Here is a 20865-nt window from a genome sequence, read left to right as displayed (position 1 = left end):
GATTCATGAAGTTTTCACTGCAATCAGAATTTAACCCCACAGGAGATCAACCACAAGCAATAAAGCAATTAGTCACCGGTATTGAATCTGGAGAAAAGTATCATACTTTACTCGGAGTGACCGGTTCCGGAAAGACATTTACTACCGCTAATGTTATTGCAGAAGTGCAACGACCAACACTGGTATTAGCACATAACAAAACTCTTGCTGCCCAGTTGTATTCAGAGTTTAAACAGTTTTTCCCTGATAATGCGGTAGAATACTTCGTCTCATACTATGATTACTATCAACCGGAAGCATATATTCCTACCTCCGGCACCTATATCGAAAAGGATTTATCTATCAATGATGAAATAGAAAAATTGCGATTAAGTACTACCTCTTCCTTACTTTCTGGACGACGAGATGTACTTGTTGTAGCTTCTGTTTCCTGCTTATATGGAATCGGAAACCCTATTGAGTTTCAAAAAAATGTTATTAGTTTACAGCAAGGACAGGAAATCTCAAGAACAAAACTATTACACCGCTTGGTTCAAAGTTTATACTCCAGAACAGAAGCGGAATTCCTCAGAGGTAATTTCAGAATTAAAGGAGATACTGTCGACATCTATCCTGGATATGCAGATGATGCTTTTAGAATTCATTTTTTTGGAGATGAAATCGAAGAAATTGAAGCTTTTGATGTCAAAACAAATGAGATTATCGAAAAATACGATCGGTTGACCATCTATCCAGCTAATATGTTTGTTACCTCTCCGGATGTTCTGAACAATGCTATTACACAAATTAGCCTGGACTTAGGAAAACAGGTGTCTTATTTTCAAGAAATAGGAAAACCTCTGGAAGCAAAAAGATTGGAAGAACGTACTAATTTTGATCTGGAAATGATCCGTGAATTGGGATACTGTTCAGGGATTGAAAATTATTCCCGCTATCTGGACGGGAGAGATCCCGGTACCAGGCCTTTCTGCCTGCTAGATTATTTCCCGGATGATTACCTGATGGTTATCGATGAAAGTCATGTTACTGTATCACAGGTGCATGCCATGTATGGAGGAGATCGCTCGAGAAAAGAAAACCTAGTAGAATACGGATTCCGCCTTCCCGCAGCAATGGATAATCGTCCACTAAAATTCGAGGAATTTGAATCTTTACAAAATCAGGTAATCTATGTAAGTGCTACTCCTGCCGATTATGAATTACAGAAAACAGAAGGAATCTATATAGAACAGCTTATAAGACCTACAGGTTTATTAGACCCTGAAATAGAAGTACGCCCCAGCCTCAACCAGATTGATGATCTGATTGAAGAAATGCAAAAAAGAATCGACAAAGACGAACGAGTACTGGTAACTACATTGACCAAGAGAATGGCAGAAGAACTCACAAAATATCTATCTAGAATCGATATCCGTTGTCGTTATATCCATAGTGATGTGGACACCTTAGAACGTGTAGAGATTATGCAGGATCTGCGCAAAGGAATTTTTGATGTACTTATTGGTGTAAACTTATTACGAGAAGGATTAGACCTTCCGGAAGTTTCTCTAGTTGCAATTTTAGATGCAGACAAAGAAGGTTTTTTACGAAGTACTCGATCGCTGACGCAAACAGTAGGGAGAGCTGCTCGAAATATCAATGGAAAAGCCATTATGTATGCTGATAAAATCACTGACAGTATGCAAAAAACAATTGATGAAACCAATTACAGAAGAAGCAAACAAATTGCATACAATACAGAGAACGGAATTACACCTAAGGCAATAAAAAAATCCAAAGACAGCGCCTTAGTTGGAAAAAAGGAGGACTCATATACTATTGAAAGAGCCCCTAGCTTACAGGCAGCTGAAGAAGAAGTTGCTTATTTCACGGTTGATCAATTAGAAAGCAGAATCAGAGAAGTCCGAAAAGAAATGGAAAAAGCTGCCAAAGAATTAGACTTTTTGACTGCTGCCAGATTACGCGATGAAATAAAGATGTTACAAAGCAAAATACAACAACAAAAAGGATAATAGTATTTATTACTTTTCCCTATAAACAGGGTAATGATTCTTTATAAAATTCATCATCTTTACCAAAATAAGAGAAGTTAACCGGGAATATCTATAAATAGGTATTTAGAAAATGTAGTTTTTTATCAATGTCAACTCCGATTAATTAGCAAAAGGAGATCTATTCGAAATAAAACGTATTACATATTAAGGAAAGCTTTGAGACATTAACATCTTACCTTGTGAGTACTATTCATGAGATAAGAAGTATTTATGTATATTGTATATAGCTATAAACCCTCTATAACTTCTCAAGCGGATATACTATGAATACAAATCAAGAGAAAATAGCCATTCTTTCTGAAAAGATGAATGCACTCATAAAAAAACATCAGGTTTTTACTAAGGAAATTATTCAGCTCAGAGATGAATTAAAAGAATTAAAATCAGCTGTTCAGAAAGAACCCAAAAGTACGCATACTACACAAAGTATACGCACTACTCCTGCAAAAACGGAAACACCTCCTAAAAAACAAATACAGCAACAACCTGCTACTCCTCATACAATTAGAAAAACTCCCCGGGTAAAAAAGAAATCTAATCTTGAAAAATTCATAGGCGAAAACCTCATTAGTAAAATCGGTATTTTAATTACCATTATCGGAGTAGGTATCGGAGCAAAGTATTCTATTGAAAATAACCTGATCAATCCGATAACCCGAATCATATTAGGATATCTTGCTGGTGCGGGATTGCTCTTCTTTGGAATCAAATTAAAGAAAAAATATAAAAATTATAGTGCAGTTTTAGTCAGTGGAGCCATTGCTGTTCTTTATTTTATCACCTATGCTGCCTATGATTTGTATCAATTATTTCCTCAGATTTTAGCTTTTATATTGATGCTTATTTTTACTGCCTTTGCTGTTATTACTGCTATTCAATATAACAAACAACTTATTGCGCATATTGGATTAGTAGGAGCATATGCGGTTCCTTTTCTTCTTAGTGACGGATCTGGTAAGGTAGAAATTTTGTTTAGTTATATGGCGATTGTCAATATAGGTATTCTCATAATCTCTTTTAAGAAATACTGGAAACCACTTTATTATGTTTCTTTTGGTTTTACCTGGTTAATTTACCTCAGTTGGCATATAAGCGAATTCTCAGTAGAAAAAAATTTCAGTATCGCCCTTATTTTTGCGTTGCTATTTTTTGTTATTTTCTACACTACTTTTCTCGGATATAAACTCTTACAAAAAGAAGTCTATAAAAACAGAGATGCTATTCTTCCTTTTCTCAATTCCTTTATATTCTACGGAGTAGGATATGCTATCCTGGTTGATCATCCTACCGGGAAACATTTATTAGGACTTTTTACCTTAGGAAATGCTGTTTTACACTTTATCCCTGGAGTTATTATCCATAGACTCAAACTAGGAAACAAAAGCTTACTATATTTTGTCTTAGGTCTTGTTTTGGTTTTTATCACAATTGCCATACCTGTACAACTCGATGGAAACTGGGTAACATTATTATGGATTACTGAAGCTGCTTTACTTTTCTGGATTGGAAGAACAAAACAGATTTCTTTTTATGAAATCTTATCATATATCCTCATGTTGATTGGTTTCTTTAGTTTACTTCATGATTGGGGGAATTTCTATGGTCATTATTCTTTACACGCTCCAGAAAAGAAAATTACTCCTATTCTGAACAGTTGTTTCCTAACGGCAATTATCTGTATGGCTGGTTATGGATTTATATCATTCTTAGACCAATACAAAAACGATACATCACCTTTAAAAAAAGGAAGCCTAATCCCTAAAATTGCTTCCTTTTTAATCCCTGCGATCCTCATTATTATTTGCTACAATTCATTCTTATTAGAAATCAATGCATATTGGGATCAATTATATCAAGATTCTCATATTCATAAAGGGGATCTGTATAAAACCAATGAAACCCTTATTTTATTTAAAAATATTTGGAGTATTTTATATTCTCTCATCTTTATATCCCTGCTTTCTTTATTAAATACCTATATAATAAAGAATAAGTATCTCTCTATTGTAAACACCCTTTTTAATGGGTTATGTATTTTCCTATTTTTGACAATAGGACTGTATACTATTAGTGAATTACGAGAAAGCTATCTGAATAAAGAGATCTCGGAGTATTACACTATTAGTTACTTCACTATATTGATTCGATACATCGCTCTTGTTATCCTTGGAGGAGCAATATATGCGCTATACAAACAAACACAACATTTGATCTCTGAATTCAATATCGGATTCCTACGCCCTTTAACAGAGCTTTTTATTCATTTTGTGATTATTTGGGTTGCTAGCAGTGAACTTATTCATTGGCTGGATATGTCATCTGCAGAGCAATCTTATAAATTAGGACTGAGTATTTTATGGGGGATTTATTCACTATTTCTCATAACGCTGGGAATTTGGAAAAAGAAAAAACACCTCCGTATTGGAGCTATCGTATTATTTGGGATTACACTCATCAAACTATTTCTATATGACATCTCACACCTGGGAACCATCGCCAAAACAATTGTCTTTGTCTCTCTGGGAATTCTATTGCTCATTATTTCTTTCTTATACAATAAATACAAACACATTATATCCGAAGAAAATGAAGATTAATTCAGTTTTTATTTCACTAATTATTACTGCGCTTCTTCCTTTTTCAGGGAAAGCACAAATGGAGTCTTTTGAATATTCGAGAACATTAAATGGAATAAATGACACCTGGCATACACTAAAAATTCCTGATGATATTTTTGCAAAAACAAAAAAGGATTTGTCTGATATTAGAATATATAAAGTTCTTAAAAATACAGATACAACAGAAATCCCTTATATCACAAAAATTGCCAAAAGAAAAACAACAATCCAAACCTTGCCTTCTTCTACCTTAAACACTGTAAGTCAAGGAAATAATCATTACATTACAATAAAAACACCCAACAAGCAACAAAGTAATCAAATTCAATTGTCCTTTCGACAAGTAAACTATGACTGGAAAGTAGTTTTGGAAGGAAGTCATGATCAAAACGAATGGTTTTCTATTCTTGAAGATTATAGAATTGTATCTATAAAAAATGAACAAACAAATTACCACTTCTCTACGCTTACTTTCCCTCCTGTCAATTTTACTTTTTTACGATTAAAAATTGCCAGCAAAGAAAAACCCATACTAAAGGAAGCAACAGTTTTGAGCAGTAGAGAGAAGAAAGCTATTTATGACACTTTTGCTATCTCCTCAATCAAGATTAGTGAACATGCTTCTTCAAAAACGACTACAGCACTTCTATCGTTACAAAAACCTCTTCCTGTCAGCCTACTAAGTATAGCAATAAAAGATACATTGGATTACTACAGACCAATTACTATAGCCTATTTGGCAGATAGTGTGCAAACAGAAAAAGGCTATATATATAATTTTAAGAATATACAGACAGGAACATTAAGCTCTGTAGAGCCAAACCGTTTCTCTTTTCCCTCTGTCACCACTCAAAAAATAAGAATTACTATTAACAATCATGATAATACGCCGATAACAATTGCTAAAATAATTGCCCAAGGATATCACCATGAAATAATCCCGAGATTTCCTGCTTATGATAAAGAGGCGAACTATTATCTCGTCTACGGAAATACAAAAATAGCAGCTCCACGGTATGATATTTTGCAATTTAAACACACTATTCCGGACTCTTTAGTTTCCATCACTGCAAATGAAGAGAAAAAAATCCCGCGATCAACGACGACAACCGCTACTCCTCTATTCCAAAACAAATTATGGTTATGGAGTATAATGGGAGGTATCATTCTTATTCTGGGTTGGTTCTCTATAAAAATGATCCGTGAAAATAAAGCCTCTGATTAAATAGTAAAAATGTATATATTTTAGTTCTTTTGCAGTACTAGGAAACATTAACCTGAGAAAGTATATCATTGAAAAAGAAAGCTCCCGATACTACATTAAAAAACATTCGTGTTTTGTTGTTTTTTTCAGTTGTATTGACTTCGTTAACCCTTTATAGTCAAAAGAACAACCATCTCATTAAATCAACAGAATCAACTGCTGTATACTGTGAGGTGACCTCTCTCGACTTATTGGAAAAAGCGATCTTTCCTGATTGTTTTTCAATCAAGTTTATGGGAGTTTCCCATAAACGGAAAAAAGATGGAGAACCTATTCAATCCAGAATTCATTTATTAATAGAAGCTGATTCTTTTTTTGAATTTACTGAGTTATCTGTTCACGGAATACAAGGAAAAACAAAAGAAGAAGATGGTCTCACCGAGGAAGAAAGATACGACAGTTATGATTGTAATGGATATATTATCCAATTAAGAGACTTTATTATTTCTGATAAATTGATTATTAAATTAAGCGTAGACAACACCAATTAACTCAATATATAATAGACAAAGCTCCTTTTTAGCCTCGTTTTAATTTTTATTTTTTATTTTAGTTCTGTTAAAACTTATGCAAAAGCTTTCTTTTTTAATAATAAAGAGAATTCAAAGCATAAGAACTATAGAAACCCCCGAACAAAACAAAATGATATGAAATACCTATCTATCTTAGTTATCGCTACATTTTTCCTATCCTATCAAGGAAATGCGAAAAATAACATGAATGCCCCCGTTACCAAACGTATTAGTAATCCTTCTGACACGCTAAAAGTGACACATAAGGACATGACTCTTTTTTTAATACGAAAGAAGTATAAAGGAGAAAAGCTAGATATTACAGCTAAAGAACTTTTAAAAGGAAGTGAACCTACTTATACATTAGAAAAAGCCTATGTAACCCATCAGGGGAATACAATTGATCTAGCTTGTTCTAATATCTATAATCCTTGGGTAGGAGAGCAAATAAATGAAGGAACGAAGCGCAGAATTTCTTTTATTGAAAAGAAAAGTGGAGAAACTATTATATATGCTGTTTTTTCTACTGCAGCTGATATATATGCTGTAGAATGGTCTGTAAAAGGGAATACTGGTTCTCGACTAGAAATGTCTAACAGCAGTAAATTTCTAAACAAATACAATCATTAAAAAAAATAATAACTTAAAGTGGTTCCTATTAGAACCATTTTAAGTTATCTCTAACTCCATTTGGATATTACTCCGTTCATAAGGAGTTACTCTCCCTGGTATTTTCTTAAAGTTTAATTTTTGATACAAGGAAATAGCTGCTTTTAGAACTGTATTACTCTCTAAATATATTTTTTTAGCTCCCAGTGACTTTGCATGTTCTATAACAGCTTGCCCTAATAACTTACCAATTCCCATCCCCTGTACTTCAGAAGATACTGCCATTTTGGCCAATTCAAAATCATAATATTCATCATCTGGCTTTATCAACGCGCAAACTCCTACAGGCTTGTCTTTATACAATGCAACTAAAATAGCTCCTCCCCTATTCAATATATACGACTCTGGATTATCCAGAGACTTATAATCCATCTCCTCCATTTTGAAATATTTCTCTATCCAGGATTTATTAAGTGCCTTGAAATCTTCTTTATACTTCCCCTCATACGGAATGATCTTTACATTTTTTGATTCCCTGATTTTCTTTTGTTTCATGACTCTTGATACCATTGATTGTTGTTCTACTAAATATTCTAATTCCTCAATAGCCTTCCAGATATTATGTCTGGTATCTTTTAGCATTTCCTCTACTGCATTCTCTACATCTATATACTGATCCTTAATTGTTATAGCTATTTCTTTTCCTTTTTCTGACAACAGTAAAATAGTTCGCCTTCCATCTTCCTGATCTTTTTTTTCTTTTAGGATCCCCTCTTTGATCATTTCCTTTACGGTCTTACTAACAGAAGGGTGAGAATGTCCTATTTCTTTGGCTATTTCTGTTATTGATACACTCTCTTCCTGAGAAATAACATAAAAAACAGGAAACCATTTTGGTTTTAGAGAAACCCCATACATATCATAAACCAGTTTTGCATCATCCATCAAAAGCTCGCTTAGCATCCTCAACCTTGTTCCTAATGCCATTTTACCTACTCTTTCAAAAAAATTCATAGTATAAATATATTTACGTAATCAGTTACGTAAATATACACATAATAATTAAAAAAATAAAAAACACAGCTTCTAGGCTGTGTTTTTTTATTGACTATCTGTATTATTTACAGCACTTATCTTTTTATTCTTTCATCAGAACTGGTTTCCCTTCGTATGTCCATTTAGTTAATCCACCTTTCAGATCATACACTTTAGTATAACCAGCTTTTTCCATATACGTAGCACACTTATTACTTCTTCTTCCTCGTTTACAATATACAGCTACGGGTTTTGATTTATCAATTTGCTGAATTTTTTTCTCAAAATCCTTATCATTAACATCAATATTAATAGCTCCTTCTATATGTCCAGAGGCATATTCTCTCGGAGTTCTAACATCTATTAACTGTACTTTTTCTGCTTCTAATAAAGAGGTCATTTCTTCAACAGAGATTACTTTTATAACTGCAGTATCTTTCTGAGGTGTAGTATTACAATTTACCAATAAGAGGCACAACAATATAGTAGGAAAAAATCTAAGGTTCATAGGGACTAAATTAAATTTAGGAAAGGTAGGTATGATTTATTAAAAAAGCCAATATAACTACTCTTCTACAATTTCTCCTTCCCACTCCATAAAACCTCCTAGAAGATTGTACGTAGTTTCAAATCCCATTTGATTCATTAATGCACATGCTTGTGCGCTTCGAGCTCCGGAACGACAATAAACGTAATACTTTTTGGATTTATCCAGTTTTTCGATTTCATCCAAAAATCCTTGTCCTTGTCTAATATCAATATTAATCATATTTGGAATATGTCCTTCCTCCACCTCATCTTCTGTTCTTACATCCAAGATTACAACATCTGTATCGGTAGCGATACCTTCCTGCCATTCTTCTTGTGTATAATCTGCCATTCTATTTAATTTTAATTTACTATAAATTTATTACTATACAAATATACTACAGTCGATTTGTTATTTTAAAACTTTATCGTCCCATATCATACTTTTATACTACAACCAATTGCTTTTGTAGTTTTTATTTTTATTTCCTCTCCTTTGAGCAAAGCTGTAATTGCGTCTTCGACGTACTTCTCATTTGCCAATGAGGCATCTTTATAGTTATTATCAATAGCTCCTATGTATTGAACAATATTTCCTTTAGCCGTTTTTTGCAAAACGTATACATGAGGTGTTTTCTTAGCTCCATAAAGAGGATAAATTTGTTGTCCGTTATCATATAAATAAGGAAAAGTAAACCCTTTTTCTTTTGCTCTTATTTTCATATTTTCGAAACTATCCTCAGGGTATGCTTTGGAATTATTAGGATTAATAGCAATCACCGGGTATCCTTTTTCTTTAAACTTTCCATCCAATGCTATAATTCGATCTTCATAAGCCACTGAATACGGACAGTGATTACACGTAAAAATGACAATAAAGCCCTTTGCTTCTTTATAATCTTGTAAAGAGACCATTGAATCATCAATATTCTTTAAACTAAAATCAGTAGCTACATCCCCTACTGTGTATCCTCTTTTATTTTGTCTTTTTTGTACCTTTCCCCAAGCAAAGGCACCAATTGCAATAATTGCTGCAACAACCACAAGAAACTTAAGTGTTTTCATATCAATGCTTTTTTTGGTTAATATAATGTTTAAAATACAGTATATCCTATATTTACTACATCATTTTTCTCAATTCTGTTTTTAACTCGTTATAAGTAAAAGACCGTTCATAAAAATAACGCGTCTTCCCCTTATAAATGATTGTTGCAGGAATAGAACCTGACCATTCCTCACTGACCTTCGGAATCCAGGTATTGGCATCCGGATCATCAAGTAATACCACTTTACTTTTTATCTGTTGTTTTTTCAAAAAAGGAATCAGCTTAGATTCTACATCTGTTGGTAAATCCAAACTTACTAATAATACCTCTACCCCTTTTTCTTTATACTCACTATTAATCAATTCAAAATAAGGGAGCTCAGCTATACATGGTTTACACCATGTTGCCCAAAAATTAATCAATCTTACTTTTCCATCATCAATATGCAATAACGATTCAAAACTCTTAAAATCATATATAGGGATCTCTACTCCTCCTTTGACAAGCACTTCTTTAGGAGTCATAGTCAATTGTTGTTCTCCTTTACATCCGGAAAACAATAGTATTATCGCAATAAGTAATACGCTCCTCTTCATATAATTATACGTACAATCTCTATTAATCACATTTATAATGCTAAAAGCAATTTATTGAAGTCCTTTATTCACTGCGTGAGATACTAAGACTCCTGTCTTTATCAAAATTATTTTCATCGCATACAAACAACACATGGAATAAACCTGGTATATAGTTTCCTACATAAAAAATAATAATTCAATGGGACAATATTACTATTTAAGCTGGTCTTGCCTTCAACTTTAACAAAGAATTAATATCTGTATTATCAAAAAGTTATACATTTGTATATACAAATATCGTACATACAAGTGAAAATCGAAGAACTATTAAAAGTCAAAGGGGAATTCCCTATCGAACAAAAAGTAATTGTCAATCTTTTATATACAGGAAACTGGGCAAATGAAAATATCAGCAATACCTTAAAAGCCTTCGATATTTCTATTCAGCAATTTAATGTACTGCGTATACTAAAAGGGCAAAATGGAAAGGCTGCAAACCTCTCAACCATACAAGAGCGAATGATCAGCAAAATGTCTAATACGACAAGACTTATTGATAAACTTGTAACAAAAGGACTAGTAACCCGAATAACGTGTCCTACTAACAGAAGAAAAATAGAGATTACCATCACCAGAGAAGGGCTTTCTCTTTTGGAAATTATACACCCTATAATAATTGCCACAGAAAAACGACTAACGAGTAAGTTGACTAAAAAAGAACAAGAAACCCTAAATCTTTTATTAGATAAATTAAAAACTCAATAACTATAAATATTCAATTAAAATTTGCAAAAATGAAAAACAAATTAAGAACACTAACCTTGATCCTTGCGATAAGCATTACATCAATTTCTTTTGCTCAGAAAAAAACGATTAATACTACTGAGAGTTCCATTATATGGACAGGAAAAAAAGTAACAGGATCACATACAGGAACTCTTTCCTTCTCTAAAGGATTCCTTCAATTCAAAAACAATGAATTAACCGGAGGAGAATTTACTGTAGATATGAGTAGTCTTGCCGTAACTGACTTAAAAGCAGGAAAAGGAAAAGAAGATCTAGAGGGACACTTATCTTCTGATGATTTCTTTGGAATCACTACTCATAAAACAGCTACATTAGTTATCAAAAATGCTACTAAAAAAGGAGATAAGTACACCGTTACTGCAGATCTGACAATCAAGGGAAAAACAAACCCTGTAACTTTTGATCTGGTCGTTAATGGATCAACTGCTACATCTAATCTGGCTGTAGATAGAACAAAATACGATATTAAATACGGATCAGGAAGTTTCTTTGATAATCTAGGAGACAAAGCAATACACGACAAATTCGAATTAGCGATTAGCTTAAAAATATAATTTATTTTTTTTCTAATTATAATATTTTCATATATTTGGCGGAACAAATTTAGAAATGAAAATAATTTTAACAAATAAGTGGTGGTGGAGTTATCAAAACGAAAATGTCGTGAGATAGCCCTATACCCTAAAGTTAAGTAACAATAATAAAAAGGCTTGTCAATCACGACAAGCCTTTTTTTATTGGCTATATCTAAATAAAAAATAGTTTTTTAATTCCAAAAAAACTCGATGATCGAGGAACAATATTATTCTGACAAAAAAATAAATTATGTATAAATTAATAACTGATTACAAGCAAATTCTGGCTGATACCATAACCCCAGTAAGTGTTTATTTAAAAATCAGAGACCGGTTCCCTAATAGTTTATTGCTGGAAAGTAGTGATTACAGGGGAACTGAGAATAGTTTTTCATATATCTGCTTTAATCCAATTGCCTCTATTAAAATAGAAAATGAAACCATCTACCAATCATTCCCTGATAAAACCACCAAAGAATTACCGATAACAGAAACTACAAATGTTCCTCAACTTATAGAGCAGTTTGGAAACAATTTTGAGGTTTCTGAAAGTGATTTTAAATTCATAAATAATGGTCTTTTTGGATATATTTCTTATGATGCTGTTCGCTATTTCGAAAATATATCGATTACCAAAAAGGAAGGTTCTCTCGAAATCCCTGATATGATCTATAATGTATATCAAAACATTATAGCCATCAATCACTTTAATAATGAAGCATATATCTTCTCTCATTGCTATCATACTGATAGTAATATTGCCGAAATCGAATCCCTTCTCCAGGTTAAGAATTTCGCATCCTATAATTTTACTACTCAGGGAGAAACCGTCTCTAATCTAAATGATGAGGAGTACAAAAAACATGTAGCCCTGGCTAAAAAACACTGTCAGCGCGGAGATGTATTCCAATTGGTATTATCCAAACGTTTTACACAAGAATTCAAAGGAGATGAATTTAATGTATATAGAGCATTGCGAAGTGTAAATCCTTCTCCATACTTGTTCTACTTTGATTATGGTGATTTTAAAATTTTCGGGAGTTCTCCCGAAGCACAATTAGTTGTTAAAGACGATATCGCCGAAATTCACCCAATAGCAGGAACTTTTAAACGAACTGGAAATGATGAGCAAGATGCTGAATTAGCAAAAAAACTAGCTGCTGACGAAAAAGAAAACGCAGAACACGTTATGCTTGTAGATCTAGCCAGAAATGACCTGAGTAGAAATGGAAATAATGTTACCGTAGAAACCTACAGAGAAGTCCAGTTCTATTCGCATGTGATCCACTTAGTGAGCAAAGTAACTGGAAAAAAACATGCTGATACAACCACTATGCAAGTCGTAGCAGATACCTTTCCGGCAGGAACACTCAGTGGTGCTCCGAAACACAGAGCTATGCAATTGATTGAAAAATATGAAACCGTTAATCGCGACTTTTACGGAGGTGCTATAGGATTTATGGACTTCTCAGGAAACTTTAATCACGCCATTATGATCCGAACCTTTTTAAGTAAAAACCATAAGCTTCACTGGCAGGCAGGAGCCGGATTAGTAAATGAATCCAACGAAGAAAGTGAACTACAAGAAGTCTATAATAAACTTGGTGCTTTGACAAAAGCATTAAAACTCGCAGAAAGCATATAATCAAGCACAACCTTTGAACACAAAAAAGAAATAACATGCAAAAGATATTAGTCATCGACAATTACGACTCCTTTGTCTATAACCTTGTTCATTACCTGGAAGACCTTGGATGTGAAGTCACAGTAAAACGAAATGATCAGTTAGCACTTGAAGAAATAGCCCCTTATCAAAAAATATTGTTATCTCCCGGTCCAGGTATTCCGGATGAAGCAGGCTTACTAAAAAAAATTATCGAAAAATATGCCGATACCAAAAGTATCTTTGGAGTATGCTTAGGACAGCAAGCTATCGGAGAAGTATTTGGAGGAGCACTTACTAACCTGGATCAAGTATACCATGGTGTTGCGACTCCCGTAACAGTATCCGTAGATGATGAAGTGTTGTTTCAGGGATTAGAAACCTCTTTTGAAGTAGGAAGATACCATTCCTGGGTTGTTACAGATAAAAATTTACCCGCATGTTTAGAAGCCACTTCATACGATGAAAACGGGCAAATCATGTCTCTACGTCATAAAGAACTCGATGTTAGAGGTGTTCAATTTCATCCAGAGTCTGTCCTGACTCCTGATGGAAAAAAAATGCTGCAAAACTGGGTTAACAATTAATGTTTTTACACAATACTATCACTGTAAAAATACAGGAAGTATCAAATAAAAAATGAATAACTAGCACAAGAATGTTGCAACACAAAAATATGATTATCAGGTAGATTCCCTGATATCAACAAAAAATATTCACTCATGAAAAAGATATTAAATCGCTTAATCAACCATGAAACCATTAGCAAAGAAGAGGCTAAAAATGTGTTGGTTAATATCTCTCAGGGACTTTATAATCAAAGTCAAATCGCTGCCTTTCTCACGGTATATATGATGAGAAGTATTACCATCGAAGAACTTGAAGGCTTTAGGGACGCACTTCTGGAGCTATGCATTGCCGTAGACCTCAGCGAATACAATCCTATTGATCTCTGTGGAACCGGAGGAGACGGAAAAGACACCTTCAATATCTCTACACTTTCTTCTTTTGTAGCGGCTGGAGCGGGGATCAAGGTCACCAAACATGGCAATTATGGAGTTTCTTCTAAATGCGGAAGTTCCAATGTAATGGAGCATCTGGGAATAAAATTCAGTAATGACAAGGATTTTTTAAAGCGTAGTATTGACGAAGCAGGTATCTGTGTGTTACACGCTCCCCTATTCCACCCCGCTATGAAAAATGTAGCACCAATCAGAAGAGAACTGGGAGTAAAAACATTTTTTAATATGTTAGGACCAATGGTTAATCCTGCATTTCCTAAAAATCAAATTGTAGGAGTTTTTAACCTAGAACTCGCCAGAATGTACGGGTATCTCTATCAGAATACCGATAAAAACTTTACCATCATTCATGCATTGGATGGATATGATGAAATATCATTAACCGGAAGTACCAAAACAATTTCTAATCGTACCGAGGGGATGCTCAGTCCTAAAGACTTTGGAGTACATACCTTATCACAAACAGAAATACAGGGAGGAGAATCTATCGAAGCATCTGCTAATATCTTTATGAATATTTTAGAAGGAAAAGGAACTGAAGCGCAAAACAACGTTGTATGTGCCAATGCAGGAATGGCAATTGCTACTGTGGAAAATAGTAGCCCTCTCGAAGGTTTCGAAAAAGCTAAAGAATCCTTACAATCCGGAAAAGGGTTACAGGCATTACGAAAAGTACAAGAACTAAGCAGTGTGATCGCATAATTTATCATCTATGAATATATTAGACAAAATAATTGCTGATAAGCGTATCGAAGTGCGCTTAAAAAAAGAAATCATTCCCGTATCACAGTTAGAACAATCCGTACTGTTTGATCGTCCTGGCAACTCGCTGGCTATTGCTTTAAAAAACAGCTCTACCGGGATTATAGCAGAACATAAAAGAAGGTCTCCATCTAAGGCTGTTATTAATCAAAAAGTAAGTGTTCAGGACGTAGCTAATGGATATACCATCGCAGGAGCTTGTGGAATGTCTGTTCTTACCGATGGAAAATACTTTGGAGGATCATTAGATGACTTATTACTTGCCAGAGCAACTACTGATATTCCTTTGTTACGCAAAGAGTTTATCATTGATCCCTATCAGGTAATCGAAGCTAAAGCCTATGGAGCTGATGTTATCTTATTAATTGCAGCTGTATTAACCCGGGAAGAGATTACCTCTTTATCTCAACTAGCCAAAAGTCTGGATCTCGATGTCTTATTGGAGGTTCACAATAGCGAAGAATTAGAAAAATCCATCATGCCTTCTATAGATATGCTGGGAGTCAATAACAGAAACTTAAAAACCTTCGATGTCAGTATTCAGGTAAGTAAAGAATTGAGTACTGCGATCCCTGATGACTTCGTAAAAGTATCAGAAAGTGGTATCAGTACCATTGAGGCTATAAAAGAATTGCAACCCTATGGATATAAAGGATTTTTAATTGGAGAAAACTTTATGAAAACAGAAGTTCCGGGAGATAGTGCTGTGAATTTCATAAATGAGTTACAACAATGAATATTAAGGTCTGCGGGATGACAACCCCTGAAAACATAAAAGAAGTGGCTCAATTAGCCCCTGCTTATCTCGGATTTATCTTTTATGAAAAATCTCCGAGAAATTTTACAGGCTCCATTCCCGAAATACCAAAATCTATAAAAAAAACAGGAGTCTTTGTAGATGCTCCAATTGCTTTTATTCTCGATAAAATCAAGCAATTTGATTTTCAAGCAGTTCAGCTTCACGGAACAGAAAGTCCGGTACTCTGTCATCAACTCAAAGAACATCACCCTACAATCGAAATATTCAAGGTGTTTTCTATCAAGGATCAATTTGATTTTAGTGTGCTGACTCCTTATGAAAAGAGTGTGGACTATTTTCTATTTGACACCAAGGGCAAAGAAAAAGGAGGTAACGGGTACACCTTTGACTGGAATGTTTTAAAAGGATATACTGCTTCCATTCCATTTATATTAAGTGGAGGTATTGGAATTATGGAAATCTCTGCTATCAAAGATTTTTTAAGAGAGCCACAGGCTGCTTTGTTACACGCATTGGATGTCAACAGTAAGTTCGAAATACAACCGGGAATCAAAGACCACGCACTAGTTGCTGAATTTATAACCGAAATCAAAAAAATCACATCCCCTTCTAACACCACATCTAAAAACCGTTAAAACTAAAAACATGATCAGTTATCAAGCAGACGAAAAAGGATATTACGGAGATTTTGGAGGAGCTTATATCCCCGAAATGTTATATCCTAACGTAGAAGAACTACGCCAACAATATATACAAATTATGAACGAACCTTCTTTCCGGGAAGAATTCGATCAATTATTGAGAGATTATGTAGGGCGCCCCACTCCTCTCTACTATGCAAAACGTCTTTCGGAAAAATACACGACCAATATCTACCTAAAAAGAGAAGATCTGAATCATACCGGAGCCCATAAGGTCAATAACACCATTGGGCAAATCCTAATGGCTAAAAAACTGGGGAAAAATAGAATTATCGCAGAAACTGGAGCTGGACAGCATGGTGTTGCCACAGCTACCGTGTGCGCCTTGATGGGAATTGAGTGCGTTGTTTATATGGGAGCCATTGATATCCAGCGCCAGGCTCCTAATGTAGCCCGTATGAAAATGTTGGGGGCAACTGTTATTCCTGCCATGTCAGGAAGCCGAACCTTAAAAGATGCAACCAATGAAGCTATCAGGGATTGGATCAATAACCCGGTAGATACGCATTATATTATAGGTTCTGTGGTAGGACCACATCCTTATCCGGATATGGTAGCCCGATTCCAGTCCGTAATATCAGAAGAAATCAAATCTCAATTACAAGAAAAAGAAGGAAGAGAAAATCCTGATTATGTTGTTGCTTGTGTTGGAGGAGGAAGTAATGCAGCTGGGGCTTTTTATCATTACCTCAATCAACCTGATGTAGGGATTATAGCTGTAGAAGCTGCCGGAAAAGGAATTGATACAGGAGAAAGTGCTGCAACTTCTGCATTGGGAAAAGAAGGAATTATCCACGGTAGTAAAACCTTGTTAATGCAAACTCCTGATGGACAAATCACAGAACCCTATTCCATCTCAGCCGGACTGGATTATCCAGGGGTTGGTCCTATGCACGCGAACTTGTTCCGTACAGGGAGAGGAGAGTTTATTTCTATTACCGATGAGGATGCAATGAAAGCAGGTCTGGAACTCTGTAAACTAGAAGGAATTATCCCTGCAATAGAATCTTCGCATGCGCTGGCAATTTTTGAAAAACGAACATTCACTCCGGAAGATATCGTTGTTGTCAACTTATCAGGACGAGGAGATAAAGATCTAAATACCTATATCGATTACTTTCAATTATAATCATCATCTTTTACCAAAGATTCAAAAATACGCTAATAACATGAACCGTATTCAACAAAAACTAAGCGAAGACAAAAAGATATTATCTGTTTATTTTACAGCAGGCTTTCCTGCAATTAATGATACCACTACCATCATCCGGGAACTAGAAAAAAACGGAGTTGATATGATAGAAATCGGATTACCTTTTAGCGATCCGCTTGCCGATGGACCAACTATCCAGGAGAGTTCTACCCAGGCTTTAAAAAACGGAATGACTACAGAGCTTTTGTTTAATCAATTACAGGACATTCGCCAATCCGTAAAAATCCCATTAATCATCATGGGATATTTTAACCCTATGCTCCAATATGGAGTAGAGGCTTTCTGTGCTAAATGTGCTGATATTGGAATCGATGGATTAATTATCCCGGATCTTCCCGTAGCAGAATATCACGAACATTATCAAGAGATTTTTGAGAAATATGGACTGGTCAATGTATTTTTAATAACACCTCAAACCTCTGATGAACGCATTCGATTTATCGATAGTGTTTCTAATGGTTTTATCTATATGGTTAGTTCAGCCAGTACCACCGGAGCTAAAAACTCCTTTGGAACTGAACAAAAAACCTATTTTACACGTGTAAAAAATCTGCAATTAAAAAATCCTCAAATTGTCGGTTTTGGAATCAGTAACCAAGAAACATTCACACAGGCTACCGCTATGACTAAAGGTGCTATTATCGGTTCTGCTTTTATTAAACATCTCAATAAACATGGGGTACAAGCTATTGATCAATTTGTAGCAGGTATTATACCTCAACAGGTAGAAAATTAATATAAAATAGCTCCTGTCTGATAACATTAACGATTGTACGCTCTTGAAACTGTACACGAACCAACAGAAAGTAAACTTGGTTCAAAATTATTTCTCTCTTCGGATGATATCGCTAAAATTAGTAAATCATCCGGAGGGGGGTATATATAACCTTTCATCATAGCCTTTTACACCTTATAATTTTCTTTAGATATACTTCGATCTGTATATCCTGTTCAGGAAAATATTAAATTTGTAAAAATGCATTCCCTATCGTCTTTTTTTTAACTATAGAGACAAAGCATACACCATAAAAATATCTTATTTCGAGATTACTAAATATGAACTGTAAATTCAAGAAAATATGGCAAATCGATTTTTATTGTTGCTTATAACACTAGTACTGGTATCTTCATGTTCTAATGATGATGAAGACATCACCATTCCAAAATCAACATTAAGTGAATATGAAGTAAGTCTTATCGATTATTTTAAAAGTATTGCACTAGGGTTTGAATTTGGGAATGCGAGTAAGATAACACGAAAATGGGAAAATGAATTAAACATCTATATTGGAGGGAACCCTACTTCTGAAATATTAAATGAACTAGAAACTGTAAAAGGAGAAATAAATGAATTAGCCACCGATGGTTTCAGCATGAACATTGTGAATGATTCGTTACAATCTAATTATTATATCTTTTTTGGTTCCGGAGACACATACGCGAGCTTATTTCCGAGTCAATCTAATTTAGTTGCTTCTAACTGGGGCTTATTTTCCGTATTTTGGAATAATCAAAATCAACTTACTTCTGGGCACATGTATGTCGATATCGAACGAGCAGATACTACTGCTCAAAAACACTTATTACGTGAAGAATTAACTCAATCTCTGGGGCTGGCTAGAGATTCTCCAAAATATATGGAAAGTATTTTTCAGTCTGCATGGACAACTACTACCGAATATGCTCCTATTGATAAAGATGTGATTCGATTATTGTATCATCCTGATATGAATATTGGATTAAATATAAGTCAGGTGGATACTAGATTAAGAAAGATCCTATCCCCAGAATAAAATGAAGCCAACAATACATAGTCCCAGCAGCGATTTAGTCGATTTTGTAATGTCTTACTGGACCTTAGAAAGTTCGCAAGACCTTACTCCAACAAAAAATACGATTATCCCTGATGGAACCATGAAATTGATTTTTCACTTTGGGGATCTGTATAAACACCACCCAAAAACCGGGAACAGTTTTTTACTCCCCAGATGTTTTCTTATAGGGCAACTTACACAACCCTATATCGTAGAACCTACAGGAATCACAGGAACGTTTATCGTCCGTTTTCATCCTAATGGTTTTCTCCCATTTACCAGTATTCCGATACATCAAATGGAAAACACAGCTGTTCCATTACACAAATTGTTTGGAGAAAAGGGAATGGAAATTGAAAACGATATATTAACTGCAAGTAGCAACTCTGAAAGAATACATCATATTGAGTCTTTTTTACGTACCCAATTAAACACGGAAGAAGTCGCCGATCGAATTGTGAAAGCCGCTATCGAAACGATCGCAACAACTAATGGTCACATTTCTATACATGAACTTTCCAAACAACGCAATCTAAACCGAAGAATCCTATCTCGAAAATTTTCTTCATCAGTTGGTTTAAGCCCAAAGCAACTCTCTAAAATTGTTCGGTTACAAGCAACCTTAAAAACACTTTTACACAAAAAAGAAACAAAACTAACCCAAGTAGCTCTTGAAAACAGCTACTTTGACCAAGCTCACTTTATAAAAGATTTTAAAGAATTTACAGGGGTAACCCCCAAAGAGTTTTATGGTAATAGTTTAAAAATGTCATTAATTTTTGATTCGCAAAAATAGCCTTGTCCCATTTTTACAATTTTAAAAACTAATTGCTTTGCAATTTTGCCATCAAACTTAAAATAAAAAAAGAGATGAAAAGTATTAATCCTGTTTGTTGGTTTGATATTCACGTAGCAGACTTAGAACGTGCCAAAAAATTTTATGAAACTGTTTTTACTATTTCCTTGGTTGATTTGCCTTTGGAATGGGGGAAACAAGCCACTTTTCCTTTTGATAATAACGGAGTAAACGCTACAGGAGCTTTGGTCGAAAAAGAAACACATGTAGCAAATAACAATAATACTGTTGTCTATTTTTCTTCTGAAGATTGCATTACAGAAGAAACCAGAGTTGAAAATGCCGGAGGAAAAATCATCCAATCCAAAACATCTATCGGAGAATTTGGTTTCATCTCTTTAATACAAGATACAGAAGGAAATACAATTGGCTTGCATTCAAAAATGTAATCAGAAATCACGACCCCCAACCATTCTATACATAATCAATCCATTGTCGAATCAGAAGC

22 protein-coding genes are annotated in these 20865 nt (G+C 34.5%); 17 read left to right on the top strand and 5 right to left on the bottom strand.

Annotated features, from left to right (window positions below; translation table 11 throughout):
- Positions 1–5 precede the first annotated feature (5 nt).
- The 5 genes from uvrB to ACFSTE_RS15425 all read left to right on the top strand — a co-directional run bounded on the left by uvrB (position 6) and on the right by ACFSTE_RS15425 (position 7078).
- Positions 6–2012 carry an excinuclease ABC subunit UvrB gene (uvrB, locus tag ACFSTE_RS15445; protein ID WP_378253790.1) on the top strand — a complete coding sequence of 669 codons (2007 nt, stop codon included), beginning with the start codon at positions 6–8 and terminating at the stop codon, positions 2010–2012.
- Between the two features lie 305 nt (positions 2013–2317).
- On the top strand, positions 2318–4651 hold the full coding sequence (locus ACFSTE_RS15440) for a DUF2339 domain-containing protein (RefSeq protein ID WP_378253788.1): 2334 nt from the start codon (positions 2318–2320) through the stop codon (positions 4649–4651).
- Positions 4641–5897 (top strand): DUF3999 family protein, encoded by a 1257-nt coding sequence (locus ACFSTE_RS15435; protein ID WP_378253786.1) that lies wholly within the window; start codon positions 4641–4643, stop codon positions 5895–5897. Before ACFSTE_RS15440 ends, ACFSTE_RS15435 begins: the two co-directional genes overlap by 11 nt.
- A 68-nt stretch (positions 5898–5965) precedes the next feature.
- Positions 5966–6427, top strand: a complete 462-nt coding sequence (locus tag ACFSTE_RS15430; protein WP_176026956.1) for a hypothetical protein — start codon at positions 5966–5968, stop codon at positions 6425–6427.
- A 156-nt stretch (positions 6428–6583) separates the two neighbouring features.
- The gene (locus tag ACFSTE_RS15425; RefSeq protein WP_176026957.1) at positions 6584–7078 is read left to right on the top strand and encodes a hypothetical protein; all 495 of its coding nucleotides are present in this window, start codon (positions 6584–6586) and stop codon (positions 7076–7078) included.
- Between the two features lie 39 nt (positions 7079–7117).
- Here ACFSTE_RS15425 and ACFSTE_RS15420 read toward each other — a convergent pair whose 3' ends face one another.
- From ACFSTE_RS15420 to ACFSTE_RS15400, 5 genes are all read right to left on the bottom strand, one after another.
- Entirely contained in the window at positions 7118–8071 is a 954-nt protein-coding gene (locus ACFSTE_RS15420) for a bifunctional helix-turn-helix transcriptional regulator/GNAT family N-acetyltransferase (protein ID WP_378253784.1), read from the bottom strand.
- A 124-nt stretch (positions 8072–8195) separates the two neighbouring features.
- Positions 8196–8600 (bottom strand): rhodanese-like domain-containing protein, encoded by a 405-nt coding sequence (locus ACFSTE_RS15415; RefSeq protein WP_176026959.1) that lies wholly within the window; start codon positions 8598–8600, stop codon positions 8196–8198.
- Between the two features lie 57 nt (positions 8601–8657).
- Entirely contained in the window at positions 8658–8972 is a 315-nt protein-coding gene (locus ACFSTE_RS15410) for a rhodanese-like domain-containing protein (protein ID WP_176026960.1), read from the bottom strand.
- Between the two features lie 86 nt (positions 8973–9058).
- Positions 9059–9685, bottom strand: a complete 627-nt coding sequence (locus tag ACFSTE_RS15405) for a thioredoxin family protein (protein WP_176026961.1) — start codon at positions 9683–9685, stop codon at positions 9059–9061.
- A 55-nt stretch (positions 9686–9740) separates the two neighbouring features.
- Positions 9741–10262 (bottom strand): TlpA disulfide reductase family protein, encoded by a 522-nt coding sequence (locus tag ACFSTE_RS15400; protein WP_176026962.1) that lies wholly within the window; start codon positions 10260–10262, stop codon positions 9741–9743.
- A gap of 291 nt (positions 10263–10553) precedes the next feature.
- Here ACFSTE_RS15400 and ACFSTE_RS15395 point away from each other — a divergent pair, with 291 nt between their 5' ends.
- The 12 genes from ACFSTE_RS15395 (at position 10554) to ACFSTE_RS15340 (ending at position 20806) form a co-directional block, all read left to right on the top strand.
- Positions 10554–11009: a MarR family winged helix-turn-helix transcriptional regulator gene (locus ACFSTE_RS15395; RefSeq protein WP_176026963.1), complete on the top strand. Its 456-nt coding sequence runs from the start codon at positions 10554–10556 to the stop codon at positions 11007–11009.
- 29 nt (positions 11010–11038) lie between these two features.
- A complete protein-coding gene (locus ACFSTE_RS15390; protein WP_176026964.1) occupies positions 11039–11605 on the top strand; it encodes a YceI family protein in 567 nt (188 codons plus the stop codon).
- 271 nt (positions 11606–11876) lie between these two features.
- A complete protein-coding gene (locus ACFSTE_RS15385; RefSeq protein WP_176026965.1) occupies positions 11877–13271 on the top strand; it encodes an anthranilate synthase component I family protein in 1395 nt (464 codons plus the stop codon).
- 35 nt (positions 13272–13306) lie between these two features.
- Positions 13307–13876: an anthranilate synthase component II gene (locus tag ACFSTE_RS15380; RefSeq protein ID WP_176026966.1), complete on the top strand. Its 570-nt coding sequence runs from the start codon at positions 13307–13309 to the stop codon at positions 13874–13876.
- A gap of 135 nt (positions 13877–14011) precedes the next feature.
- Positions 14012–15013 carry an anthranilate phosphoribosyltransferase gene (gene trpD / locus ACFSTE_RS15375; RefSeq protein WP_176026967.1) on the top strand — a complete coding sequence of 334 codons (1002 nt, stop codon included), beginning with the start codon at positions 14012–14014 and terminating at the stop codon, positions 15011–15013.
- A 10-nt stretch (positions 15014–15023) separates the two neighbouring features.
- The gene (trpC, locus tag ACFSTE_RS15370) at positions 15024–15809 is read left to right on the top strand and encodes an indole-3-glycerol phosphate synthase TrpC (protein ID WP_378253779.1); all 786 of its coding nucleotides are present in this window, start codon (positions 15024–15026) and stop codon (positions 15807–15809) included.
- The gene (locus tag ACFSTE_RS15365; RefSeq protein WP_254884065.1) at positions 15806–16468 is read left to right on the top strand and encodes a phosphoribosylanthranilate isomerase; all 663 of its coding nucleotides are present in this window, start codon (positions 15806–15808) and stop codon (positions 16466–16468) included. The genes trpC and ACFSTE_RS15365 overlap by 4 nt, the downstream gene beginning before the upstream one ends.
- A 10-nt stretch (positions 16469–16478) precedes the next feature.
- Positions 16479–17663, top strand: a complete 1185-nt coding sequence (gene trpB, locus ACFSTE_RS15360; RefSeq protein WP_378253777.1) for a tryptophan synthase subunit beta — start codon at positions 16479–16481, stop codon at positions 17661–17663.
- A 40-nt stretch (positions 17664–17703) separates the two neighbouring features.
- Positions 17704–18483, top strand: a complete 780-nt coding sequence (gene trpA / locus ACFSTE_RS15355) for a tryptophan synthase subunit alpha (protein ID WP_378253776.1) — start codon at positions 17704–17706, stop codon at positions 18481–18483.
- A gap of 343 nt (positions 18484–18826) precedes the next feature.
- Positions 18827–19540, top strand: coding sequence for a DUF2927 domain-containing protein (locus ACFSTE_RS15350; RefSeq protein WP_378253774.1), 714 nt, complete (start codon positions 18827–18829; stop codon positions 19538–19540).
- A 1-nt stretch (position 19541) separates the two neighbouring features.
- Positions 19542–20357 (top strand): DUF6597 domain-containing transcriptional factor, encoded by an 816-nt coding sequence (locus ACFSTE_RS15345; RefSeq protein WP_378253772.1) that lies wholly within the window; start codon positions 19542–19544, stop codon positions 20355–20357.
- A gap of 74 nt (positions 20358–20431) precedes the next feature.
- The gene (locus tag ACFSTE_RS15340; RefSeq protein ID WP_378253770.1) at positions 20432–20806 is read left to right on the top strand and encodes a VOC family protein; all 375 of its coding nucleotides are present in this window, start codon (positions 20432–20434) and stop codon (positions 20804–20806) included.
- Positions 20807–20865: the final 59 nt, after the last annotated feature.

Source organism: Aquimarina hainanensis, from assembly GCF_042684685.1.
In the GTDB taxonomy this organism is placed as follows: Bacteria; Bacteroidota; Bacteroidia; order Flavobacteriales; family Flavobacteriaceae; genus Aquimarina; species Aquimarina hainanensis.
This window is presented reverse-complemented; position numbering and strand designations above follow the sequence as displayed.

Bases quoted from the DNA above. Each gene is read 5' to 3' on its own strand.
- trpB (WP_378253777.1), top strand. From the start codon at position 16,479: ATGATCAGTTATCAAGCAGACGAAAAAGGATATTACGGAGATTTTGGA.
- ACFSTE_RS15400 (WP_176026962.1), bottom strand. From the start codon at position 10,262: ATGAAGAGGAGCGTATTACTTATTGCGATAATACTATTGTTTTCCGGA.
- ACFSTE_RS15440 (WP_378253788.1), top strand. From the start codon at position 2,318: ATGAATACAAATCAAGAGAAAATAGCCATTCTTTCTGAAAAGATGAAT.
- ACFSTE_RS15380 (WP_176026966.1), top strand. From the start codon at position 13,307: ATGCAAAAGATATTAGTCATCGACAATTACGACTCCTTTGTCTATAAC.
- ACFSTE_RS15415 (WP_176026959.1), bottom strand. From the start codon at position 8,600: ATGAACCTTAGATTTTTTCCTACTATATTGTTGTGCCTCTTATTGGTA.
- ACFSTE_RS15365 (WP_254884065.1), top strand. From the start codon at position 15,806: ATGAATATTAAGGTCTGCGGGATGACAACCCCTGAAAACATAAAAGAA.
- ACFSTE_RS15405 (WP_176026961.1), bottom strand. From the start codon at position 9,685: ATGAAAACACTTAAGTTTCTTGTGGTTGTTGCAGCAATTATTGCAATT.
- ACFSTE_RS15345 (WP_378253772.1), top strand. From the start codon at position 19,542: ATGAAGCCAACAATACATAGTCCCAGCAGCGATTTAGTCGATTTTGTA.
- ACFSTE_RS15410 (WP_176026960.1), bottom strand. From the start codon at position 8,972: ATGGCAGATTATACACAAGAAGAATGGCAGGAAGGTATCGCTACCGAT.
- ACFSTE_RS15420 (WP_378253784.1), bottom strand. From the start codon at position 8,071: ATGAATTTTTTTGAAAGAGTAGGTAAAATGGCATTAGGAACAAGGTTG.
- ACFSTE_RS15435 (WP_378253786.1), top strand. From the start codon at position 4,641: ATGAAGATTAATTCAGTTTTTATTTCACTAATTATTACTGCGCTTCTT.
- trpC (WP_378253779.1), top strand. From the start codon at position 15,024: ATGAATATATTAGACAAAATAATTGCTGATAAGCGTATCGAAGTGCGC.
- trpD (WP_176026967.1), top strand. From the start codon at position 14,012: ATGAAAAAGATATTAAATCGCTTAATCAACCATGAAACCATTAGCAAA.
- uvrB (WP_378253790.1), top strand. From the start codon at position 6: ATGAAGTTTTCACTGCAATCAGAATTTAACCCCACAGGAGATCAACCA.
- ACFSTE_RS15340 (WP_378253770.1), top strand. From the start codon at position 20,432: ATGAAAAGTATTAATCCTGTTTGTTGGTTTGATATTCACGTAGCAGAC.
- ACFSTE_RS15425 (WP_176026957.1), top strand. From the start codon at position 6,584: ATGAAATACCTATCTATCTTAGTTATCGCTACATTTTTCCTATCCTAT.
- trpA (WP_378253776.1), top strand. From the start codon at position 17,704: ATGAACCGTATTCAACAAAAACTAAGCGAAGACAAAAAGATATTATCT.
- ACFSTE_RS15390 (WP_176026964.1), top strand. From the start codon at position 11,039: ATGAAAAACAAATTAAGAACACTAACCTTGATCCTTGCGATAAGCATT.
- ACFSTE_RS15385 (WP_176026965.1), top strand. From the start codon at position 11,877: ATGTATAAATTAATAACTGATTACAAGCAAATTCTGGCTGATACCATA.
- ACFSTE_RS15350 (WP_378253774.1), top strand. From the start codon at position 18,827: ATGGCAAATCGATTTTTATTGTTGCTTATAACACTAGTACTGGTATCT.